This window comes from Streptomyces sp. NPDC000348, from assembly GCF_042898795.1.
Taxonomy (GTDB): domain Bacteria; phylum Actinomycetota; class Actinomycetes; order Streptomycetales; family Streptomycetaceae; genus Streptomyces.
Window position 1 is genome coordinate 140765 of sequence record NZ_JBIAZD010000013.1, and the last position, 17566, is coordinate 158330.

The 17566-nt window shown below is 73.3% G+C and carries 18 protein-coding genes; 9 read left to right on the plus strand and 9 right to left on the minus strand.

Features of this window, described 5'->3' with window-relative positions:
- The first annotated feature begins 134 nt into the window (after window positions 1-134).
- The 3 genes from ACFY3N_RS24770 (at window position 135) to ACFY3N_RS24780 (ending at window position 3688) form a co-directional block, all read left to right on the plus strand.
- Window positions 135-1052 carry a MurR/RpiR family transcriptional regulator gene (locus tag ACFY3N_RS24770; protein WP_390818905.1) on the plus strand — a complete coding sequence of 306 codons (918 nt, stop codon included), beginning with the start codon at window positions 135-137 and terminating at the stop codon, window positions 1050-1052.
- A 295-nt stretch (window positions 1053-1347) separates the two neighbouring features.
- Entirely contained in the window at window positions 1348-1722 is a 375-nt protein-coding gene (locus tag ACFY3N_RS24775) for a hypothetical protein (RefSeq protein WP_390818906.1), read from the plus strand.
- A 112-nt stretch (window positions 1723-1834) separates the two neighbouring features.
- Window positions 1835-3688: a SpoIIE family protein phosphatase gene (locus ACFY3N_RS24780; RefSeq protein WP_390818907.1), complete on the plus strand. Its 1854-nt coding sequence runs from the start codon at window positions 1835-1837 to the stop codon at window positions 3686-3688.
- Between the two features lie 8 nt (window positions 3689-3696).
- Here the strand turns inward: ACFY3N_RS24780 and ACFY3N_RS24785 are convergent, their stop codons facing one another.
- Window positions 3697-4008, minus strand: a complete 312-nt coding sequence (locus ACFY3N_RS24785) for a peptidoglycan-binding protein (RefSeq protein WP_390818908.1) — start codon at window positions 4006-4008, stop codon at window positions 3697-3699.
- Between the two features lie 84 nt (window positions 4009-4092).
- Window positions 4093-4938 carry a hypothetical protein gene (locus ACFY3N_RS24790; RefSeq protein WP_390818909.1) on the minus strand — a complete coding sequence of 282 codons (846 nt, stop codon included), beginning with the start codon at window positions 4936-4938 and terminating at the stop codon, window positions 4093-4095.
- A 129-nt stretch (window positions 4939-5067) separates the two neighbouring features.
- Here ACFY3N_RS24790 and ACFY3N_RS24795 point away from each other — a divergent pair, with 129 nt between their 5' ends.
- Window positions 5068-5790 (plus strand): TetR family transcriptional regulator, encoded by a 723-nt coding sequence (locus ACFY3N_RS24795; protein ID WP_390818910.1) that lies wholly within the window; start codon window positions 5068-5070, stop codon window positions 5788-5790.
- 162 nt (window positions 5791-5952) lie between these two features.
- Window positions 5953-6369, plus strand: a complete 417-nt coding sequence (locus ACFY3N_RS24800; protein WP_390818911.1) for a Zn-ribbon domain-containing OB-fold protein — start codon at window positions 5953-5955, stop codon at window positions 6367-6369.
- A gap of 30 nt (window positions 6370-6399) precedes the next feature.
- Here the strand turns inward: ACFY3N_RS24800 and ACFY3N_RS24805 are convergent, their stop codons facing one another.
- Window positions 6400-6780 (minus strand): PPOX class F420-dependent oxidoreductase, encoded by a 381-nt coding sequence (locus ACFY3N_RS24805; RefSeq protein WP_390818912.1) that lies wholly within the window; start codon window positions 6778-6780, stop codon window positions 6400-6402.
- A 283-nt stretch (window positions 6781-7063) separates the two neighbouring features.
- Here ACFY3N_RS24805 and ACFY3N_RS24810 point away from each other — a divergent pair, with 283 nt between their 5' ends.
- Window positions 7064-8440 carry a S1 family peptidase gene (locus ACFY3N_RS24810; RefSeq protein WP_390818913.1) on the plus strand — a complete coding sequence of 459 codons (1377 nt, stop codon included), beginning with the start codon at window positions 7064-7066 and terminating at the stop codon, window positions 8438-8440.
- Window positions 8441-8639: 199 nt separating this feature from the next.
- Here ACFY3N_RS24810 and ACFY3N_RS24815 read toward each other — a convergent pair whose 3' ends face one another.
- The 6 genes from ACFY3N_RS24815 to ACFY3N_RS24840 form a co-directional block, all read right to left on the minus strand.
- Window positions 8640-8825 carry a hypothetical protein gene (locus ACFY3N_RS24815; protein ID WP_390818914.1) on the minus strand — a complete coding sequence of 62 codons (186 nt, stop codon included), beginning with the start codon at window positions 8823-8825 and terminating at the stop codon, window positions 8640-8642.
- 164 nt (window positions 8826-8989) lie between these two features.
- Window positions 8990-9685: a L,D-transpeptidase family protein gene (locus ACFY3N_RS24820; protein WP_390818915.1), complete on the minus strand. Its 696-nt coding sequence runs from the start codon at window positions 9683-9685 to the stop codon at window positions 8990-8992.
- A gap of 146 nt (window positions 9686-9831) precedes the next feature.
- Window positions 9832-10629 (minus strand): SDR family NAD(P)-dependent oxidoreductase, encoded by a 798-nt coding sequence (locus ACFY3N_RS24825; RefSeq protein ID WP_390818916.1) that lies wholly within the window; start codon window positions 10627-10629, stop codon window positions 9832-9834.
- 50 nt (window positions 10630-10679) lie between these two features.
- Entirely contained in the window at window positions 10680-11594 is a 915-nt protein-coding gene (locus ACFY3N_RS24830; protein ID WP_390818917.1) for an SDR family oxidoreductase, read from the minus strand.
- Window positions 11595-11695: 101 nt separating this feature from the next.
- Complete coding sequence (locus ACFY3N_RS24835; RefSeq protein ID WP_390818918.1) at window positions 11696-12325, minus strand: MBL fold metallo-hydrolase; 630 nt, start codon at window positions 12323-12325, stop codon at window positions 11696-11698.
- Window positions 12325-13410: an S-(hydroxymethyl)mycothiol dehydrogenase gene (locus ACFY3N_RS24840; protein ID WP_390818919.1), complete on the minus strand. Its 1086-nt coding sequence runs from the start codon at window positions 13408-13410 to the stop codon at window positions 12325-12327. Before ACFY3N_RS24840 ends, ACFY3N_RS24835 begins: the two co-directional genes overlap by 1 nt.
- Before the next feature lie 133 nt (window positions 13411-13543).
- On the opposite strand from ACFY3N_RS24840, the gene ACFY3N_RS24845 reads away from it, so the two are divergent.
- The 3 genes from ACFY3N_RS24845 to ACFY3N_RS24855 all read left to right on the plus strand — a co-directional run bounded on the left by ACFY3N_RS24845 (window position 13544) and on the right by ACFY3N_RS24855 (window position 17479).
- On the plus strand, window positions 13544-15298 hold the full coding sequence (locus ACFY3N_RS24845; protein WP_390818920.1) for an ABC transporter ATP-binding protein: 1755 nt from the start codon (window positions 13544-13546) through the stop codon (window positions 15296-15298).
- A gap of 123 nt (window positions 15299-15421) precedes the next feature.
- Window positions 15422-15787 (plus strand): nuclear transport factor 2 family protein, encoded by a 366-nt coding sequence (locus ACFY3N_RS24850; protein WP_390818921.1) that lies wholly within the window; start codon window positions 15422-15424, stop codon window positions 15785-15787.
- A 447-nt stretch (window positions 15788-16234) separates the two neighbouring features.
- Window positions 16235-17479, plus strand: coding sequence for a YncE family protein (locus ACFY3N_RS24855; protein ID WP_390818922.1), 1245 nt, complete (start codon window positions 16235-16237; stop codon window positions 17477-17479).
- Window positions 17480-17566: the final 87 nt, after the last annotated feature.

The window sequence follows — 17566 nt, forward strand, 5'->3', positions numbered from 1 at the left end:
CGCTCTGTCGGCGGGTTCCCGCCGACGGCGCGGATATCCCCGGTGGGGCGCTCCGGTGTGCTCCGGCGAGCGGCCCGGTCGCCCCTGCGGGTGGGCTATGTTGAACCCTCGTGGGAGACGAAGGAGGCGCACCGGTGCGATCGCCGCAGCAGGCACGCGCACGGGCGGCCGCGATCACCTCGGGGAAGGCGGGCCCGGATCCGGAGGTGTCCCCGACGGCCCAGCTCCGCACGCTGTTCGACCGGCCCCGGCTCTCCCCCGGCCAGCGGCGCATCGCCCAGTACCTGATCGAGCACATCGCCGAGGCCGCGTTCCTGTCGATCACGGATCTCGCGGACCGGGCCGGGGTGAGCCAGCCCTCGGTGACCCGGTTCGCCTCGGCGGTCGGCTTCAGCGGTTACCCCGCGCTGCGGGAGAGGCTCCAGTCGATCACGCTCGGCGCCCGCTCCGGCGGTCCCGCCGAGGAGGTCCGGGGCAACGAACTGCAGGCGGCGGTGGACGCCGAGATCGAGAACCTGGAGAACCTGCGGCGGGACTTCGCCGACGCCGACCGGTTCATCGAGGTCGGCCGCCGGCTGTCCGCGTCCACTCCGCTCACCGTCCTCGGCCTGCGCATCTCCGTCTCGCTGGCCGAGTACTTCGCCTACGCCGCCCGCCGCATCCACCCGGACGTACGGCTCGTGACGCTGGGCGGCAGCGTCGCCTACGACGCGCTGCTGCAGTCCCGGGAGGCGGGTGGCACCTGGGTGCTGGCGTTCTCCATGCCGCGGCACGCCCAGGAGACCCTGACCGCGGTGCGGGTCGCCCGCAGCGCCGGACTGAAGGTCGCGCTGATCACCGATCTGGCGCTGGGCCCGATCGCGGACGAGGCCGACGTCACCTTCGCCACCGGCACCGGGTCACGGCTGGTGTTCGACTCCTACGCCGCCCCGGGCGTGATGTGCGCGGCGCTGCTGCAGGCCATGACGGACGCGGATCCGGAGCGGACGCAGGCCCGGCTCGACGAGTACGAGCACGTCGCCGACGAGCACCAGTTCTTCCTCAGGGACTGACCCCCCCCCGGGAGGCCGTCCCGCGGGAAACGTCCCGTCAAAGCACGCATGAATGTTTTCATACGTCTTGCAAACCAGATGGCATATATAAATACTGCTCACGGATCACGGCCCGGCCGCTCAGCACCGGGCCTCCGCACGGACACCCGAAGGCACCGGCTCCTACCCACTCCGGCGGCCGGGGTGTCCGGCCGGGCATCCCCTGCCCGGCCACCCGTGGCGGCCCCGGTCATCCCCTAGGCCGGGGCCGCCCCACTCCGTCGTCCACCCGCGCGACGCCGTACACCCGGAAGCGATGATCATGCCCCTGACGACCACGCGGCTCGGTCCCGACTGGCCCTGCCAGGTCAAGACCCCCGGCAGCTACGACTGGGAGCGCTCGGCGGCCAAGTGGCTGCGCGAGCTGGTGCCCGCGCGCTACGCGAGCTACCCGGCGTTCGTCCGGCACCCCGTCCTGCTGGCCCGGCACGCCCAGATCCAGGTCGAGCACGAGATCCGGGTGGCGCGCACCGCCCTGCAGACCGCCCGGGCCGACCTGCCCCGGGCCGGACTGCGCGAAGAGGTCATCGAGCACACGATCAAGCTCTACGCGGCCGAGGTCACGCAGCTCCAGCACATCGCCCGCAGCGTACGGGCGGTCAGCCGGGCCCTGGCCGAGTCGGGCCGCTGACCGCGCTCCCCACCGGGACCGCGTGCCGCGCCCCCTGATCCGGGCCGTCCGCGGATTCGGGGCGAACAAGCCGGTCAACGAACCGGGAGACGTGTGCAATGCTCATGGCGTGATGAGCGAGCCCATTGCCCCGGTGGGGTCCGGAGCCGCGCCGGACCTGATGGAACTGGCCAGGGTCGTCGCCCGGCAGCGCGCCGAGATGGACCGGCTGCGCGAGCAGGCCGCGACGTCGGCCGTCGTGGAGCGGGCCAAGGGCGTCGTGATGGCGCTGAGCCGGTGCTCCGCCGACGCCGCCGACGAGATCCTGCGCCGGCGGGCCGAGGCGGCCCGCCGCACCCTGCTGGAGGAGTGCTGGACCACCCTGGGGGAACGGGCGCCCGCCCGGACCGGTGAGCCGGCCGGGGACACCGGGGACGCGACGGCCGGGTTCCCCGAGGCCGACCCGCTCCCGGACGCCGTACGGGCGCTCTTCGCGGCGCTGCCGGTCCCGGCGATGCTGCTGACCCCGCTGCGCGGCCCGTCCGGCGGGACCGAGGACTTCCGCGTCGACGCCGTCACGGGGCGGGCGGCCGGCCTCCTGGGCGGCGCCGGGGGCGATCCGGCCGGGCGGCTGCTGCGGAGGGTACGGCCCGGCCTGGTGGACACACCGGTGTGGCGGGGCTGCCTGGAGGTCCTGGCCGGCGGGGGGACGTACGAGAGCGAGCCGTTCGTCCACCAGCAGGTCGCGGACGGCGTCACCGAGCCGGCCACATACTCCATACGGGTGGCCCGGCTGGAGGACGCGCTGGTCGTCACCTGGGTCCCGCACGCCTCCTCCGACCTGCAGGAGCAGCGGCTCGCCGACCTGCAGCGGCTGGGCAACCTCGGCTGGGCCAACTGGGACCTGACCACGTGCGAGGCGTCCTGGTCGTCCCAGGTCTTCGCGATCCTCGGCCGGGACCCGGCGGACGGGCCCGTCCGGCTCGCCGACCTCCCCGGACTCGCGGTGCCCGAGGACCGTTCCGCGCTGGGCGATGCCGTCGACGCCCTGATGCACGAGGGGCTGCCGCTGGACACCCCGTTCCGGGTCCGCGGCACGCGCGGCGTCCGGCATCTGCGGCTCGCCGCCGAGGCGGTGGCCGGCCCGCACGGCACGCCCGTCGAGGTGCACGGCTTCGTGCAGGACCTGACCGCGCGGCGGCGGGCCGAGCTCGCCCTGGTGGAGACCGAGCGGACCATCCTCACCCAGCACGACGTGCTCCAGGCCGAACGCTCCCTGGTCGCCCGGCTGCAGAACGCCCTGCTGCCGCTGCCCGAGGGGGCGGTCGACCTGGCCGGACTGCGCGTCGAGGTCGCCTACCTTCCCGCCCAGGCCGGCATACACGTCGGCGGCGACTGGTTCAGCGCCATCGAACTGCCCGACGGCGACGCCCTGTTCGTCATCGGTGACGTCGCCGGGCACGGGATCGGCGCCGTGGCCACCATGGCCCAGCTGCGGTTCACCGCCAAGGGCATGGTCATCACCGGCTCCTCGCTGACCGGCGCGCTCGCCGGGCTCAACACCCTGCTGCTGCACTCCCGGGACAGCCACGGCACCGCGACCATGGTGCTCGCCCGCTACCGGCCGGCGCAGCGGAGCCTGGTCTGGGCACAGGCGGGACACACCCCGCCCCTGCTGGTGCGCGACGGCGAGGTGACCTATCTGCGCCGGCCCGGCGGCATGCTGCTCGGCGGAACCACCGCGCCGCGTTTCGAGGAGGCCGAGTGCCGTCTCGAACCGGGTGACCGGGTCCTGCTGTACACCGACGGTCTGGTGGAGCGGCCCCCGGAGAACATCGACGTGGGCCTCGGGCGTCTCGCCGAGGCCGTGGCGGCCCACCCCGGCGACGGCGCCGGGTCCCTGGAGACCCTGCTGGAGGCGATGCTGGAGGGCGAGCGCCGCGACGACGTGTGCGTGCTGGACATCCGGGTGCCGAAGGAGCGGTAGCCACCGGGTCAGCCGCCCGGCCGGCCGGTGCGGGACTCCAGCGCGCGGCGGGTGTCGTCGCCGTGGACGCCGGTCTCGTCGCCCCGGATGCCGTACCGGAGCCGGAAGCGGGCGACGGCTGCGGAGAGGGCGGCGTCGTAGCGGCCGTCGGTGGTGCCGGACCGGTGGACGTCCGGGACGCGCAGCAGCCGCTCCTGGAGTTCGGTCACCTCGGGGCCCGAGTCGCCCTCGCGGAGGAACCCCTGCCCGGCGGGGCGGTCGTGGACGGGTTCGAGGGGCGGTCCGTCGTGCGGCCGTCCCGGCCCGGACGGTGTCGTCACGCCGCTCTCCTTCCGTGCCGCTCCGGAGGCCCGGGGAAGTCGGGCCTGCTGCGCACGGGGATACGTGGCGAGGGGGCCGCGGGTTCAGCCCGCCGTCCCGGCGGCGTCGTGGAGGAAGCGGCGCAGGGAGGCCGTCATGGCGGACACGAACGCCTCCCGGCCGGTGTCGTCGAGGGCGTCGAGGGAGAGATAGGGATTGAGGTCCTCCAGTTCGACCAGCAGCAGTTCGCCGCCCGGCGCGCGGCAGGCGTCGACGCGCTGGATGCCGTGATCGAGGGTGTTCCAGTCGACGAAGTCCCGGGCGAAGTCCAGGTCGTCCCGGCTGGGTTCGTACGGCTCCAGCTGCCAGCGGCGCTCGGTGTGCGGGGCGTACAGGGCGTACTGGAAGTCGTGGTCGACGAAGTAGAAGGAGACCTCGTAGGCGAAGTCGATGTGCGGCTGCACCAGGACGTCCCCGTCGACGAGGCCGCGCACCTCGTCCGCGGGGACGACGCGCAGGCCCATGGAGTCCGCGCCGAGCCTGGGCTTGACCACGTACCGTTCCGTCCCGGGCAGCCGGTGCAGGTCCTCCGGCCGGTCGACGGTGGGGATCACCGGACGGCCGGCGGCGGTCAGGTCGAGCAGGTACTGCTTGCCGGCCATGTCGCCCCTGCCGGTGAGCGGGTTGTAGACCGGTGTGCCGGTCGCGGCGGCACGCGCGCGGAACGCCTCGTAGGCGTCCCGGTACCCCAGTACGGGACCGCTGTTGCGGACCACGACGGCGTCGAAGCCGTCCATCAGGGCGACGGCGTCCCGCGGATTGCACAGGGCGAGGTCGGCGTGCTCGCGCAGCCGGGAGGTGAGGAAGACGTCCTCGTCGCAGTAGCGGCGCCCGCGGGCCGGGTAGGCCAGGTCGGTGACGTACAGGACGCGGGGACGGGCGGGCGGCATACGGGCTCCTCGGGGACGGTGGTGGCCCGATCATAGGAACCGCCCGGAGCACGCCCCTCGGCGGCACCGGGTTCCCTCCCCGGCGTGCACCGCGTGCCGCCGACGGCCCCCCGGTGCTACGTTCCGTGCATGAGCTCCAGCAGTGCGGTTCCCGGCCGCGGGCACAGGGCCGAGAAGCCGCCGATGCGGGACGCCCTGGTCGCGGCGGCGTTCCGGCTGTTCCTGGAACGGGGCTACGAACAGACCACGGTCGACGACATCGTGGCGCTCGCCGGGGTGGGCCGGCGGTCCTTCTTCCGCTACTTCCCGTCCAAGGAGGACGTGGTCTTCCCCGACCACGAGCGGTGCCTGGCCGACATGACGGCCTTCCTGGCCGCGGGCACCGACGACGACGAACCGGTGCACAGGGTCTGCGACGCGGCCCGGCTGGTGCTGCTGATGTACGCCGAGAACCCGGCGTTCTCCGTGCAGCGCTACCGCCTCACCAGGAGCGTGCCCGGACTGCGGGCGTACGAGTTGTCCGTGGTCTGGCGGTACGAGCGGGCGCTGGCCGGATACCTGCGGGCGCGCTTCGCCGGTCTGCGGGACGGCATCCTCCGGGCCGATGTGATCGCGGCGGCCGTGGTCGCGGCGCACAACAACGCGCTGCGCTCCTGGCTGCGTTCGGACGGGAAGGGAGACGCGGAGGCCGCGGTGGACCACGCGCTGGGGCACGTGCGGGCCGCGTTCGGCGCCGGGCCCGCCGCCACGGCGGGCGAAGGGCCCGAGGACGTGGTGGTGGTCGTCTCCCGGCGCGGGGCACCGCTGTGGCGGGTGGTGCAGGAACTGGAGACCGCGCTCGGGCGCGGGTGACCCGGCGCGGACGGTCGCCCGAATTCAAGGGTACGGAGTGCCTTTACGGGTGACACTGAGTGCCATACCCTGTGGCTGTGCACGGTGGCACGACGCGCCGGCACGCGCGTGCCGGGCGACCGCGCACGCGGGATTCCGGCCGAGTGCAGGGAGTTGACCAGCGTGTACCACCACTCAGGAAGCGTCGCTCAGCAGACAGCCGGCTCCGCGGCGGGCGTCCTCGACGCCCGGGGCGAGGACCGCGCGGAGGCCATGCTCTTCCAGCGCTGCACCTGGTGCGGCACCGCCATGTACCACCGGCTGCTCTGCCCGGTCTGCCAGGGCAGCGACCTGCGCACGGAGCGCAGCGAGGGCGCCGGGACGGTCCGCCACTCCACGGTGCTGCACCGCAACACCCCGGCGGCCCGCAACGTGTCCCTGATCGAGATGGCCGAGGGGTTCGTGGTGCGCGGCCGGGTCATGGGGCCGCCCATCGGCATCCACAGCGGCGACCGGGTGCGGCTGTCGACGGCCAAGGACCCGGTGCGGGGCGAGCCGGTCTTCCAGCTGGTCGACGAGCCGTTCCGGGCCTGGACCTGACGGGCCGCCGGGCGCGGTCCGGCACGCGGCTCAGAGGGTGACGCGGATCCCGACCGTGCCGTTCGGCCCCCGGCGCAGCCGGCTGCCCAGGAGGACCAGCCGGCCCATGGGGCCGTACTTGCGGGCGATCAGCTTCCGGTAACGGGCCGTGGTCTCCGGGTCACCGATCTCCGCCGTGGCGGGGACCTGGTCGCCGGTCGGGTTGCCGCGTACGTCGCAGGGGCCGACGAGGACGTCGCCGCGGGCCCGGATCCGCTTCACCTTCCACGAGTCGGCGACGGTCCACACCCCGAGCGCGTCACCGTCCCGCACCACCCACACCGGCGTGGCGACGGGCGTGCCGTTCTTGCGGTAGCTGGTGAGCAACAGGTACTTCCCTGCCCCGAGCCGGTCCCTCAACGCGTCGTCCATGCGGGAAGTCTAGGCGTCCGGCCGGCGTGCGACCAGGACGGACTCCCCCGGCCGGGGCCGGGCGGGGCGTGGGCCGCGGGTGGCCGCGGCACTCGTCGGCCACGGGCGCCGCCCGTGCGTTCCACGGCGTCCGCCGTCCGCAGTCCGCCGTCCGCCGTCCGCCGGAGGGGACCCCGTCCGGGCTGAACGCGCCGGGCCGCGGGCCCGTATGGGAAGAGGGCCGCCGACGCAGGGGAGGCCCTCGCGGTGTGCGCACCGCGCCGCTGAGGTTCGGGAGCCACGCATGAGGCACGCACGACGACGGGTCGTCCGGCGAGTGACACGGCTGGCGGCCGTCGGCGGACTCCTCCTGGGGGCCACGATGGTCACCCACGCCGTCGCCGGTGAGCCCCGCGCGCCCGGCGCGGTTCCGTCCGCCACCGCCGCGGGGACGGCGGCCGGACCGGGCGCCGGCCTGGTGGCGAAGCTCGGCACGTCCCGTACGGCGGGCAGCTGGATCGCCGACGACGGCCGGACGGTGGTCGCGGTCACCGACGAGGAGGCGGCGGCCGAGGTGCGCGGGGCCGGCGCCGAGCCGAAGATGGTGCGGCACAGCATGGACGACTTCAAGTCCGCCACCAGGGCGCTGGGTTCGGCACCGCGCGTGCCCGGGACGGCGTGGGCCGTGGACTACCGGACCAACGAGGTGGTGGTCCGGGGCGACAGCACGGTGTCGGCGGACGACTGGTCCGAGCTGACCGAAGTGGCGGACGGCATCGGCGGTTTCGTCCGCATGGAGCGGAGCGGGGGCACCTTCACCACCCGGCTCAACGGGGCGCGGCCCATCCTGTCGACGGCCGGCCGCTGTTCGGCGGGCTTCAACGTGACCGACGGGAAGCGGGACTTCATCCTCACGGCCGGACACTGCGGGCCCGACGGGTCGGTGTGGTTCGCCGGCGGCCGGGGCAGGCAGGAGGTCGGGACGACGGTCGGCGGCAGCTTCCCCGGGAACGACTACTCACTGATCGAATATGCCGGCGGCCGGGCCGGCGAGGGCGCCGGTGTGGTGGCCGTCGGCGACGGCGAGGGCGTGCGGATCACGGGGGCGGCGGATCCGACGGTGGGTCAGCGGGTGTTCCGCAGCGGCAGCACCAGCGGGCTGCGGGACGGTGAGGTGACCGCGCTCAACGCGACGGTGAACTATCCCGAGGGCACGGTCAGCGGTCTCATCGAGTCGAATGTGTGCGCCGAACCCGGTGACAGCGGTGGCCCGATGTTCTCCGAGGGCGTGGCGCTCGGCGTCACGTCGGGCGGCAGCGGTGACTGCCGGACGGGCGGTACGACGTACTTCCAGCCGGTGACGAAGGCGCTGGCGCAGCTCGGCGTACGGCTCCTCGTGGCGCCCGGGGCCGACGGCGGCTCGGCGGCCCCCTCCCCCGCCCCGTCGAACGCGCGGGGCGCGACGGCTCCGGACGCCGCCTCCCCGGGGTCGTCGACTCCGGTGCGGGGCATCCTCCCGGACCCGTCGACGCTGCTGTCCCGGCTGGCCGACCCCCGCAACGTCGGTCCCGGGCTGCTGGTGATCGCGGGCAGCCTGGTCGCCCTGGTGGCGTCGCGCCGGATACGGGCGGAGCAGGACCGCAAGGCGTACCGGCGTCACTACTCGGCGACCTGGGGCTGAGCGGGCGGGTCCGGTGACGGCGGTCGCCGAGGAGGAGGACGCCGCACAGGACGGACAGCGCGACGCCCGTGACGGCGCTCACCGGGACGACCACGCTCATCGCTCCGTGGCTGAGGGCCGGGGTCAGTGCGAGGAGGGCACCCATCGGGTCACGGGTGCCTCACCGGGGGACGACGATGCCGGGCCGGCCGGCGGCCGCTCAGGCGGCCCTGGCCGGCTGCGGGAGGGCCGAGGCCCACTCCTGGACCAGGCGCTGGTACTCCTCGCGCTGTTCGACGCTCAGTGTCCCGCCCGACCGGAGCCACAGGGCCCGGATCTCCTCGTTGACCTCGTCAGCCGATCGCTCGGAGGAGGGTTCAACAGTGGTGGACATGTCGTGAAGCATACGGGGCCGGACGTGAAGGCGCTGTGAGCAATCGCACGCTTATCGGACATTTCGGCCAGTGTCGCTGATCACGTCCATCTGCCGAGGAAGGTGGGCGAGTTCACACCCGGCCCCGGGGACGCGACCGGGGGCAGGACGCCCGGCGAGCCGGGCGCCCGCGGCGATCAGGTGCCCGGCTTGCGGCCGTACACGTAGACGTCGTCGCCGTTCCTCAGCAGCGACCAGTACTTCTTGGCGGCGGTCTTCGTCATGTTGACGCAGCCGTGGGAGCCGGGCGGGTTCCACATGCTGACGCCGACCGAGTGGAAGGCCTGGCCGCCGTCGAAGAACTGGCTGTAGGGCATCGGCACGTCGTAGATGGTCGAGACGTGGTCGATGTTGCGCCAGTAGATCTTCTTCAGGCCGGTCCGGGTCTCGTACCCGTCGCGTCCGGTGCGGACCGGGACGGGGCCGTGGACGAGCTTCTTGCCGTCCTGGATCCAGCTGAGCTGGAGCGTGAGGTTCACGCAGGCGATACGTCCCTTGTTCGTGGGACATTTGCCCGACTTGTTCGGGTTCTTCCCGACGGCCTTCTGCTTGTTCATCAGGTCCATCACGCCCCAGGTCACGGGGCCGGCGTACCCGATGTTCGGCGTGATGCCGTGCTTGGTCTGGAAGGCGCGGATGGCCTTGCAGTCGGCGGAGGACTGCTTTCCGTCGACCGGGCGGCCGAGGAACTTCTCCACCTTCTTCTGGTACGGGCCCGCCGAGGTGGTGCAGCTCGCGGCCTGCGCCGGTGTCGCGCCGAGCGCGAGTGTGAGCGGAGCCACCAGCGAGGCGACTCCGAGAACGACGGCACTCCGTCTACTTGTGTCCCCCATGGTCCGTTTTGCCTTTCCGCAGAAGTGAGCGCATGGCCTGCGCACTCTGCCAGGTAGACGACCCAACGGGAAAATCGGTTGTACGGACGCGACGGAGTGCAACCGAACGGTGACGTCCGGCCGGGAGGACCCCACCCGACCGGCGGCTACCGCACCGCCTCGCCCGGCGCCCGCCGGAATCCCGGGTTGACCGCCGTGATGCCGCCGTCGACGACGAGGGTGGTTCCGGTGATCCACGCCGCGTCGCGGGAGGCGAGGAAGGCGACGGCGGCCGCGACGTCCTCGGGTTCACCCACCCGGCCCAGCGGGTAGAGGCGCCGGGCCGCTTCCAGTTCCTCGTCCCGGCCCGCCCAGGCGCGGGTGCGGACGGTCCCCGGTGCGACGAGGTTGACCCGGACGCCGCGGGGCGCCGCGTGCCCGGCGAGGGTACGGGTGAGGGAGACCAGGCCCGCCTTGGCCGCGCTGTAGGCGTGGTTGCCGAAGTCCTGGAGGCCGTTGACGGAGCCGACGCTCACGATCGCGCCCCGGCCGGAGGCGGCGAGGTGCTCGAGCGCGGCGCGGCAGCAGCGGTACGCGCCGGTGAGGGTGACGTCGAGGTCCGTGGCCCACGCGTCGTCCGGCCCGTCCTCGAAGCGGGGCGCGTCCGGTGTGCAGTGGGCGGCGTTGTTGACCAGTACGTCGAGCGACCCGAAGGTGCGCACGGCGTGCGCGACGGCCGCCTCGGCCGAGGCCCGGTCGGTCACGTCACAGGCGAAGGCGTCGGCGCCGAGCCCCCGCTCCCGCAGTGCCGACGCCGTCCGCTCCGCCTCGTCGGGGTCCACGTCGGCCACCAGGACCCGCGCCCCCTCCTCGGCGAACCGCGCGGCGGTGGCCGCGCCGATGCCGCGTGCCGCCCCGGTGATGAGAACTCCGTACCCCGCGAAACGTCCCGTGTCCGTCGTCATGGGGGGAAGGTAGCCGCCGGGGCGTTCACGGCGGCAGGGGACGCACGGGATCAGCGGTAGCCGGTCACGTCCGCCGGCCTGCCCGCGTCCTGCACCTCGACGAGGTAGCGCCAGGCGTCCGGGCGGCTGCCGTCGAGGTCGGTGAAGCCGTACTCCCGGGCGAGGCCGCCGCTGGAGAGGGAGGCGCCGTTGAAGCGGGCCACGTCCGGGTCGGCGGCGAGGGCGGTGACGGCCCGTCCGACGTAGCGCGGGGTCTCCGAGACGGCGAAGTGGGGGACGTCGTCGAGGGCGTCGCGCCAGTTGTCCTCGCGTACGCCGAAGTGGTCGAGCATGATCTCCGAGCGCATCCAGCCCGGGGTGAGGGCCACGGCCGTCGCGCCGCGCGGGCCGAGTTCGTGGCCGAGGGCGAACGCCATGCGCAGGACGGAGGACTTGGCGAGGTCGTAGAAGAAGGAGACGCGGTAGTGGTCGCGGTTGTAGTCGGCGGTGCCGTCGGTGACCTCGACGACCAGTCCGCCGGGGTGGCGCAGCAGCAGCGGCAGCGCGTGGTGGCTGGTGACGGCGTGGGTCTCGACGGCGAGGCGGAGCAGGCGCAGGCCCTTGTCCAGGTCGTGCTCCCAGACGGGGGCGTCCCATTCGAAGAGCGTCTCGCCGCCCCAGATGTCGTTGACGAGGACGTCCAGACGGCCCTGTTCACCGGCGATGCGGTCGACCAGTTCCCTCACCTGAAGCGGTTCGAGGTGGTCGGTCGGCACCGCGATCCCCCGGCCGCCCGCCTCGGTCACCAGGTCGGCGGTGTCCTCGACGGTCTCGGGGCGGTCGTACTCGGAGCGGCGCGCACGGGTGGTGCGGCCCGTGACGTAGACGGTCGCGCCCGCCGCTCCCAGTTCCACGGCGATGCCCCGGCCGGCTCCCCGGGTCGCCCCGGCCACCAGCGCGACCCTGCCCTTCAACTGCTCCGACATGTACGGCCTCCCGTCGTCGTCCCTCCGCTGTCGCTTCGAGCGTGACGGGTAAGCCGGACATCCTCTGTCACCTTTTCGCGCCGGTCGTCCGGGCGGGCCGCTCAGTGGCCCCGGGCGATCCATTCCTCCAGGTGCGGGGCCTCCGCGCCGATGGTGGTCGGGTCGCCGTGACCGGTGAGGACCTTCGTCCCGGGCGGGAGGGTCAGCAGCCGGTCCCGGATCGAGTCGATGATCGTCGGGAAGTGGGAGAACGAGCGGCCGGTGGCGCCCGGACCGCCCTGGAAGAGGGTGTCGCCGGTGAACACGGTCGCCAGCCCCGGGTCGTACAGGCAGACCGCGCCGGGCGCGTGCCCGGGGGTGTGCAGCACGGTGAGGTCGGCGCCGGCGGCCTCGATCACCTGGCCGTCGACCAGCCAGGAGTCGGGGTCGCGGTGGGGGTGGGTCTGCTTCCACAGGTGCAGGTCGTCGGGGTGCAGCCAGATGGTGGCGCCGGTGCGTTCGGCGAGGGCGGGGGCGGCGTCGATGTGGTCGTTGTGGGCGTGGGTGCACACGATGGCCGTCAGACGCCGGTCCCCCACCGCCTCGGCGATGGCGTCGGCGTCGTGGGCGGCGTCGATGACGACCGCCTCGTGGTCGTCGCCGACGATCCAGACGTTGTTGTCGACGTCCCAGGTGCCGCCGTCGAGGCTGAACCGTCCCGAGGTGACGAGCCGTTCGATGCGGGTGGTCATCACAGCACCACCACCGAACGCAGCACGTCGCCCCGGTGCATCCGCTCGAACGCCTGCTCCACCTCGTCCAGTCGGATGGTCTCGGTGACGAACGCCCCCAGGTCCAGGCGGCCCTGGAGGTGCAGGTCGATCAGCATCGGGAAGTCCCGGGAGGGCAGGCAGTCGCCGTACCAGGAGGACTTCAGGGCGCCGCCGCGGCCGAAGACGTCCAGCAGCGGCAGTTCGAGCTTCATCTCCGGGGTGGGCACGCCGACCAGGACGACCGTGCCGGCCAGGTCACGGGCGTAGAAGGCCTGCCGGTAGGTCTCGGGGCGGCCGACCGCCTCGATGACCACGTCGGCGCCGAAGCCGCCGGTGAGCTCGCGGATCGCCTCGACCGGGTCGGTCTCGCGCGAGTTGACGGTGTGGGTGGCGCCCATGGAGCGCGCGGTCTCCAGCTTGCGGTCGTCGATGTCCACAGCGATGATCCTCGCCGCTCCGGCGAGCCGGGACCCGGCGATCGCCGCGTCGCCGACACCGCCGCAGCCGATGACGGCGACCGAGTCGCCCCGGCCGACGTTCCCGGTGTTGATGGCGGCGCCGATGCCGGCCATCACCCCGCAGCCGAGCAGCCCGGCCACCTCCGGGGCGACCGCCGGATCGACCTTCGTGCACTGCCCGGCGGCGACGAGGGTCTTCTCGGCGAAGGCCCCGATGCCCAGGGCCGGGGAGAGCTCGGTGCCCCCGGTGAGGGTCATCCTCTGCTTCGCGTTGTGGGTGTCGAAGCAGTACCAGGGGCGTCCGCGCAGACAGGCGCGGCACTTCCCGCACACCGCACGCCAGTTGAGGATCACGAAGTCACCGGGCTCGACGTCGGTGACGCCGTCGCCGACCGACTCGACCACTCCCGCGGCCTCGTGTCCGAGCAGGAAGGGGAAGTCGTCGCTGATCCCGCCCTGCTTGTAGTGCAGGTCGGTGTGGCACACCCCGCAGGCCTGGACCCGGACGACCGCCTCGCCGGGTCCCGGGTCCGGTACGACGACCGTCTCGATCCGTACCGGCTCGTCCTTGCCGGGTGCGATCACGCCGCGTACTTCCTGCGCCATGCTGCTGACTCCTTCATCGGTCGTGCCCGTCCCCCCGACCCTACGCGGGAACGATCGCTCACGCCGCCCGCCGTGCGGCGGTCCCACCCCCGCGACGTAGCCTGGACCTCCGTCCGACGCCGAGGGGGGCGACGTGAGCATCGCAGCAGAGGAATCCGGTCCGCCCGCCTGGCGGCTGCTCCTCGGATACGTACGGCCGCACCGGTGGGCCCTGGCGGGCGGCGCCGTGCTGTCCCTGATGACCGGGGCGACGGGGCTGATGCTGCCGCTGGTGGCCCGGGACCTGATCGACGACCTCTCGGACGACCGGGCGATCACCGGCGCGCTGCTGCTGATGTCGGCGCTCGTGGTCGCCAACGCCGTGCTGGGGGCGCTCGGCTCGTACGTGCTGCGGCGCACCGCCGAGTCGGTGGTGCTCGGGGCGCGGCGCTCGCTGTCGTCGTATCTGCTGCGGCTGCGGATCACCGCCGTCGACCGCAGCGAGCCGGGCGATCTGATGGCCCGCATCACCTCCGACACCACCCTGCTGCGCGAGGTGACCACGGACTCGCTGGTGGGCCTCGGCACGGGCGGGCTGACGCTGATCGCGACCGTGGCGCTGATGGGTTTCGTGGACCCGGTGCTGCTGGGCGTCACGCTGGGGGTGATCGCGCTCGCGGGCACGGTGCTGGGGGTGATCGTGCCGCACATCAACCGGGCGTCCCGGCAGGCGCAGGACGCGGTCGGGGTGATGGGAGCCTCGCTGGAGCGGGTGCTCGGCGCGCTGCGCACGGTCAAGGCGTCCGGTGCCGAGCCACGGGAGGAGCGCACGCTGCACGAGGCCGCGCAGGAGTCGTGGCGGCAGAGCGTGCGCGCCGCCAAGTGGTCGGCCGCGGCGGGGAACACGGCCGGGCTCGCGATGCAGATCGCGTTCATCACGGTGCTGGCGGTGGGCGGCGCGCGGGTGGCGACGGAGGCCATCGACATCGGGACGCTGGTGGCGTTCCTGCTGTTCGTCTTCTATCTGATGTCGCCGATCCAGCAGGTCGTCGGCGCGCTCACGCAGTACCAGACGGGCAGCGCCGCGCTCGCCCGGATCCAGGAGGCGCTGCGGCTGCCCGCCGAACCGGCCGCCGGGCCCGCGCGGTTGCCCGACCCCGGCACGGCACCCGCCGCGCTCGCCTTCGAGGACGTCCGTTTCCGGTACGCCGACGACCTGCCGTACGTCCACCACGGGGTGACGTTCACCGTGCCCGCGCAGGGGATGACCGCGTTCGTCGGTCCGTCCGGCGCGGGCAAGACCACCGTCTTCTCCCTGATCGAGCGGTTCTACGACCCCGACTCCGGAGTGATCACGCTGGACGGCCGTGATCTGGCCGACTGGGAGCTGCCGCGGCTGCGGGCCTCGATCGGCTACGTGGAGCAGGACGCGCCGGTGCTGTCGGGCTCCCTGCGGGACAACCTGCTGCTGGGCAACCCCGAGGCGGACGACGGCACCCTGACGCGGGTGCTGAAGACGACCCGGCTGGACGGTCTGGTGTCCCGGCTGCCGGACGGGCTCGACACCCTCGTCGGGCATCGCGGCACCAAGCTGTCCGGCGGGGAGCGCCAGCGGGTCGCCATAGCCCGCGCCCTGCTGCGCCGCCCCCGGCTGCTGCTGCTCGACGAGGCCACCTCGCAGCTCGACGCGGTGAACGAGGCGGCGCTGCGGGACACCGTCGCCGACGTGGCGCGTACGACGACGGTCCTGGTCGTCGCGCACCGGCTGTCCACGGTGACGGCGGCCGACCGGATCGTGGTGATGGACGCGGGCCGGGTACGGGCCGTCGGCACGCACCGCGAGCTGGTGACCGCCGATCCGCTGTACGCGGAGCTGGCGGCCACGCAGTTCCTGGCGACGGCCGGGTGAGCGGTGCGGGCGGGCACGCGGGCCTGGCTTGCCGTGCCCGGCGGGCCGGAGGACGCTCGTAGGAGAGGCCGTCCCGGCCCGCCGGAGGTCCGGACCGCGGCCCCTCCGAGGAGGTGGATCACCATGGCGACCGCGGCACACCCCGCCTTCGGCACCGACACGCTGCGCCGGGGGATCGAGGCGGACACGCCGGCGAACCTGGTGTCGCTCTACGCGGACGACGCGGAGCTGCGCATCGTGGACCGCAACACCCAGCCCAGTCACCCCAAGGTCCTGCACGGCCGGGACGAGATCGCCGCCGTGCTCGACGACGTCTACAGCCGCGACATGACGCACTCCCTCGAGGCGTGCGTCGTCCAGGGCGATCACGCCGCCTACTGCGAGAGCTGCCGGTACCCGGACGGGACGCGGGTGCTGTCGGAGTCGATGCTCACGCTGCGGGACGGCAGGATCACCGGACAGGTGATGATCCAGGCCTGGGACGAGTAGGCACGGCGGTACGGAGGTGACCGGCGCGTCCGGGCGCCGTACCGCATGACGTCGCCCGTCCGCGCGCCGTACCCGGGCCGGCCGGTGGTGAACGCCGGCTCCGGGCCGGGGACGGCGCCGGTGGACGGGCCCGGGACCACCGTGTGACGGACGCCGGAGCCGGCGTGCCCATGGGCCCGGCCCGGCCGGTCCGTCACCTCATCCGCGGGCCGCGCCGGACGCGGCACGCCGCGTCCGGCGCGGACGCATGCCAGGGCCTCCCCGTGCGGCCGGTGCTCAGCCGTCTGCGCGGGGCGCCCCCGAGCCGTCCGGCCCCGCTCGTCACCCGGAGGCCCGGCGGCATCTGATTTTGTCGTGTACGCGGTCTTGTCGCGGACGGCCCCCTTCCTTACTTTTCAGTAAGTCGATTCCCCGAGCACGCGCTTCCAGATGCTGGAGAGAGCCGTCATGCCGGTCCGCAGAACCAGGCACCTGTACGCCATCGCCGCCGCCCTCGCCCTGACCGTCGCCGCCCCCGCCACGGCCGCCACCGCCGCCGGCCCCTCCCCCGCCGCCCTGCGCGAGGTGCTGTTCGTGGGGAACAACTGGGACGGCACCGCCGATGTCATCGAGTCCACCGGTGACTTCGCGAGGATCGGCCGGATCGACGTCGTCCCCGACAGGGACGAGCGGATGGCCGAGATCAACGCCGACCCGATCCGCTGGATCTACTTCATGGCCATCCGGAACGGCGTCGGCGAGGGCCACGACCAGTTCGTCGACGACATGTACTCCACCCCGGACGGCACCTCGGTGGTGGTCTCCCGGCCGAGCTTCGCCGACGTGGTCTCCCTCGACCTCGCCACCGGACGGATCAACTGGCGCTTCCCGGTGTCGGGTTACCGCTCGGACCACATGGCGGTCTCCCCCGACGGCAAGCGGGTCGCCGTCTCGGCCTCGACCTCCAACACGGTGCACGTCCTGGACATCGGGACCGGTGACGAGCTCGGCTCGTTCAGGACCGGCGACAAGCCGCACGAGAACGTCTTCAGCCGCGACGGCAGGTACATCTGGAACATGTCCATCGGCGAGGTGAACACCGCGCTCGACGCGACCTGGCTGGACTGGACGAAGGGCGACCGCCGTATCACGGTCGTCGACGCGAGCACGTTCCGGCAGGTCAAGGTGATCGACATGCGGGACCGGCTCGACGCCGCCGGCCTCGGGGACCACTCGGACGCGGTGCGCCCGGCCGCGTTCTCCCCGGACGAGTCGAAGCTGTACTTCCAGGTGTCCTTCTTCAACGGCTTCTTCGAGTACGACGTCGCCGGCGACCGCATCACCCGCACCAAGACCCTGCCGGAGAACCCGGCCACCAGCGACGACCGCACCACCTGGGTCAACGACTCGCGCCACCACGGCATCACCGTGAACCCCGACGGCACCAAGCTGTGCGTGGCCGGCACCATGGACGACTACGCGACCGTCGTCGACCGCGCGACCCTCCGGCAGGGGCCGCTCGTCACCGCGTCCAAGCCGTACTGGGCGACCGTCAGCGGTGACGGCAGGTCCTGCGTGGTCTCCGAGAGCGGGGCCGACCGGGTCACCGCCATCGACTTCGCGACCGGCGAGAAGACCGTGTCCGTGCCCGTCGGCGACCACCCGCAGCGGGTTCGCCTCGGCCGTGTGGAGGCCGGCTGGCCGGGCGTGTAGTGCGCGAAGGCGCTCTCCGGTCCGCCCTCGCCCGGGACTCCGCCGTGCGCGGTACAGCGGTGTCGTGCCGGGCGGGTCCTGCCGCAA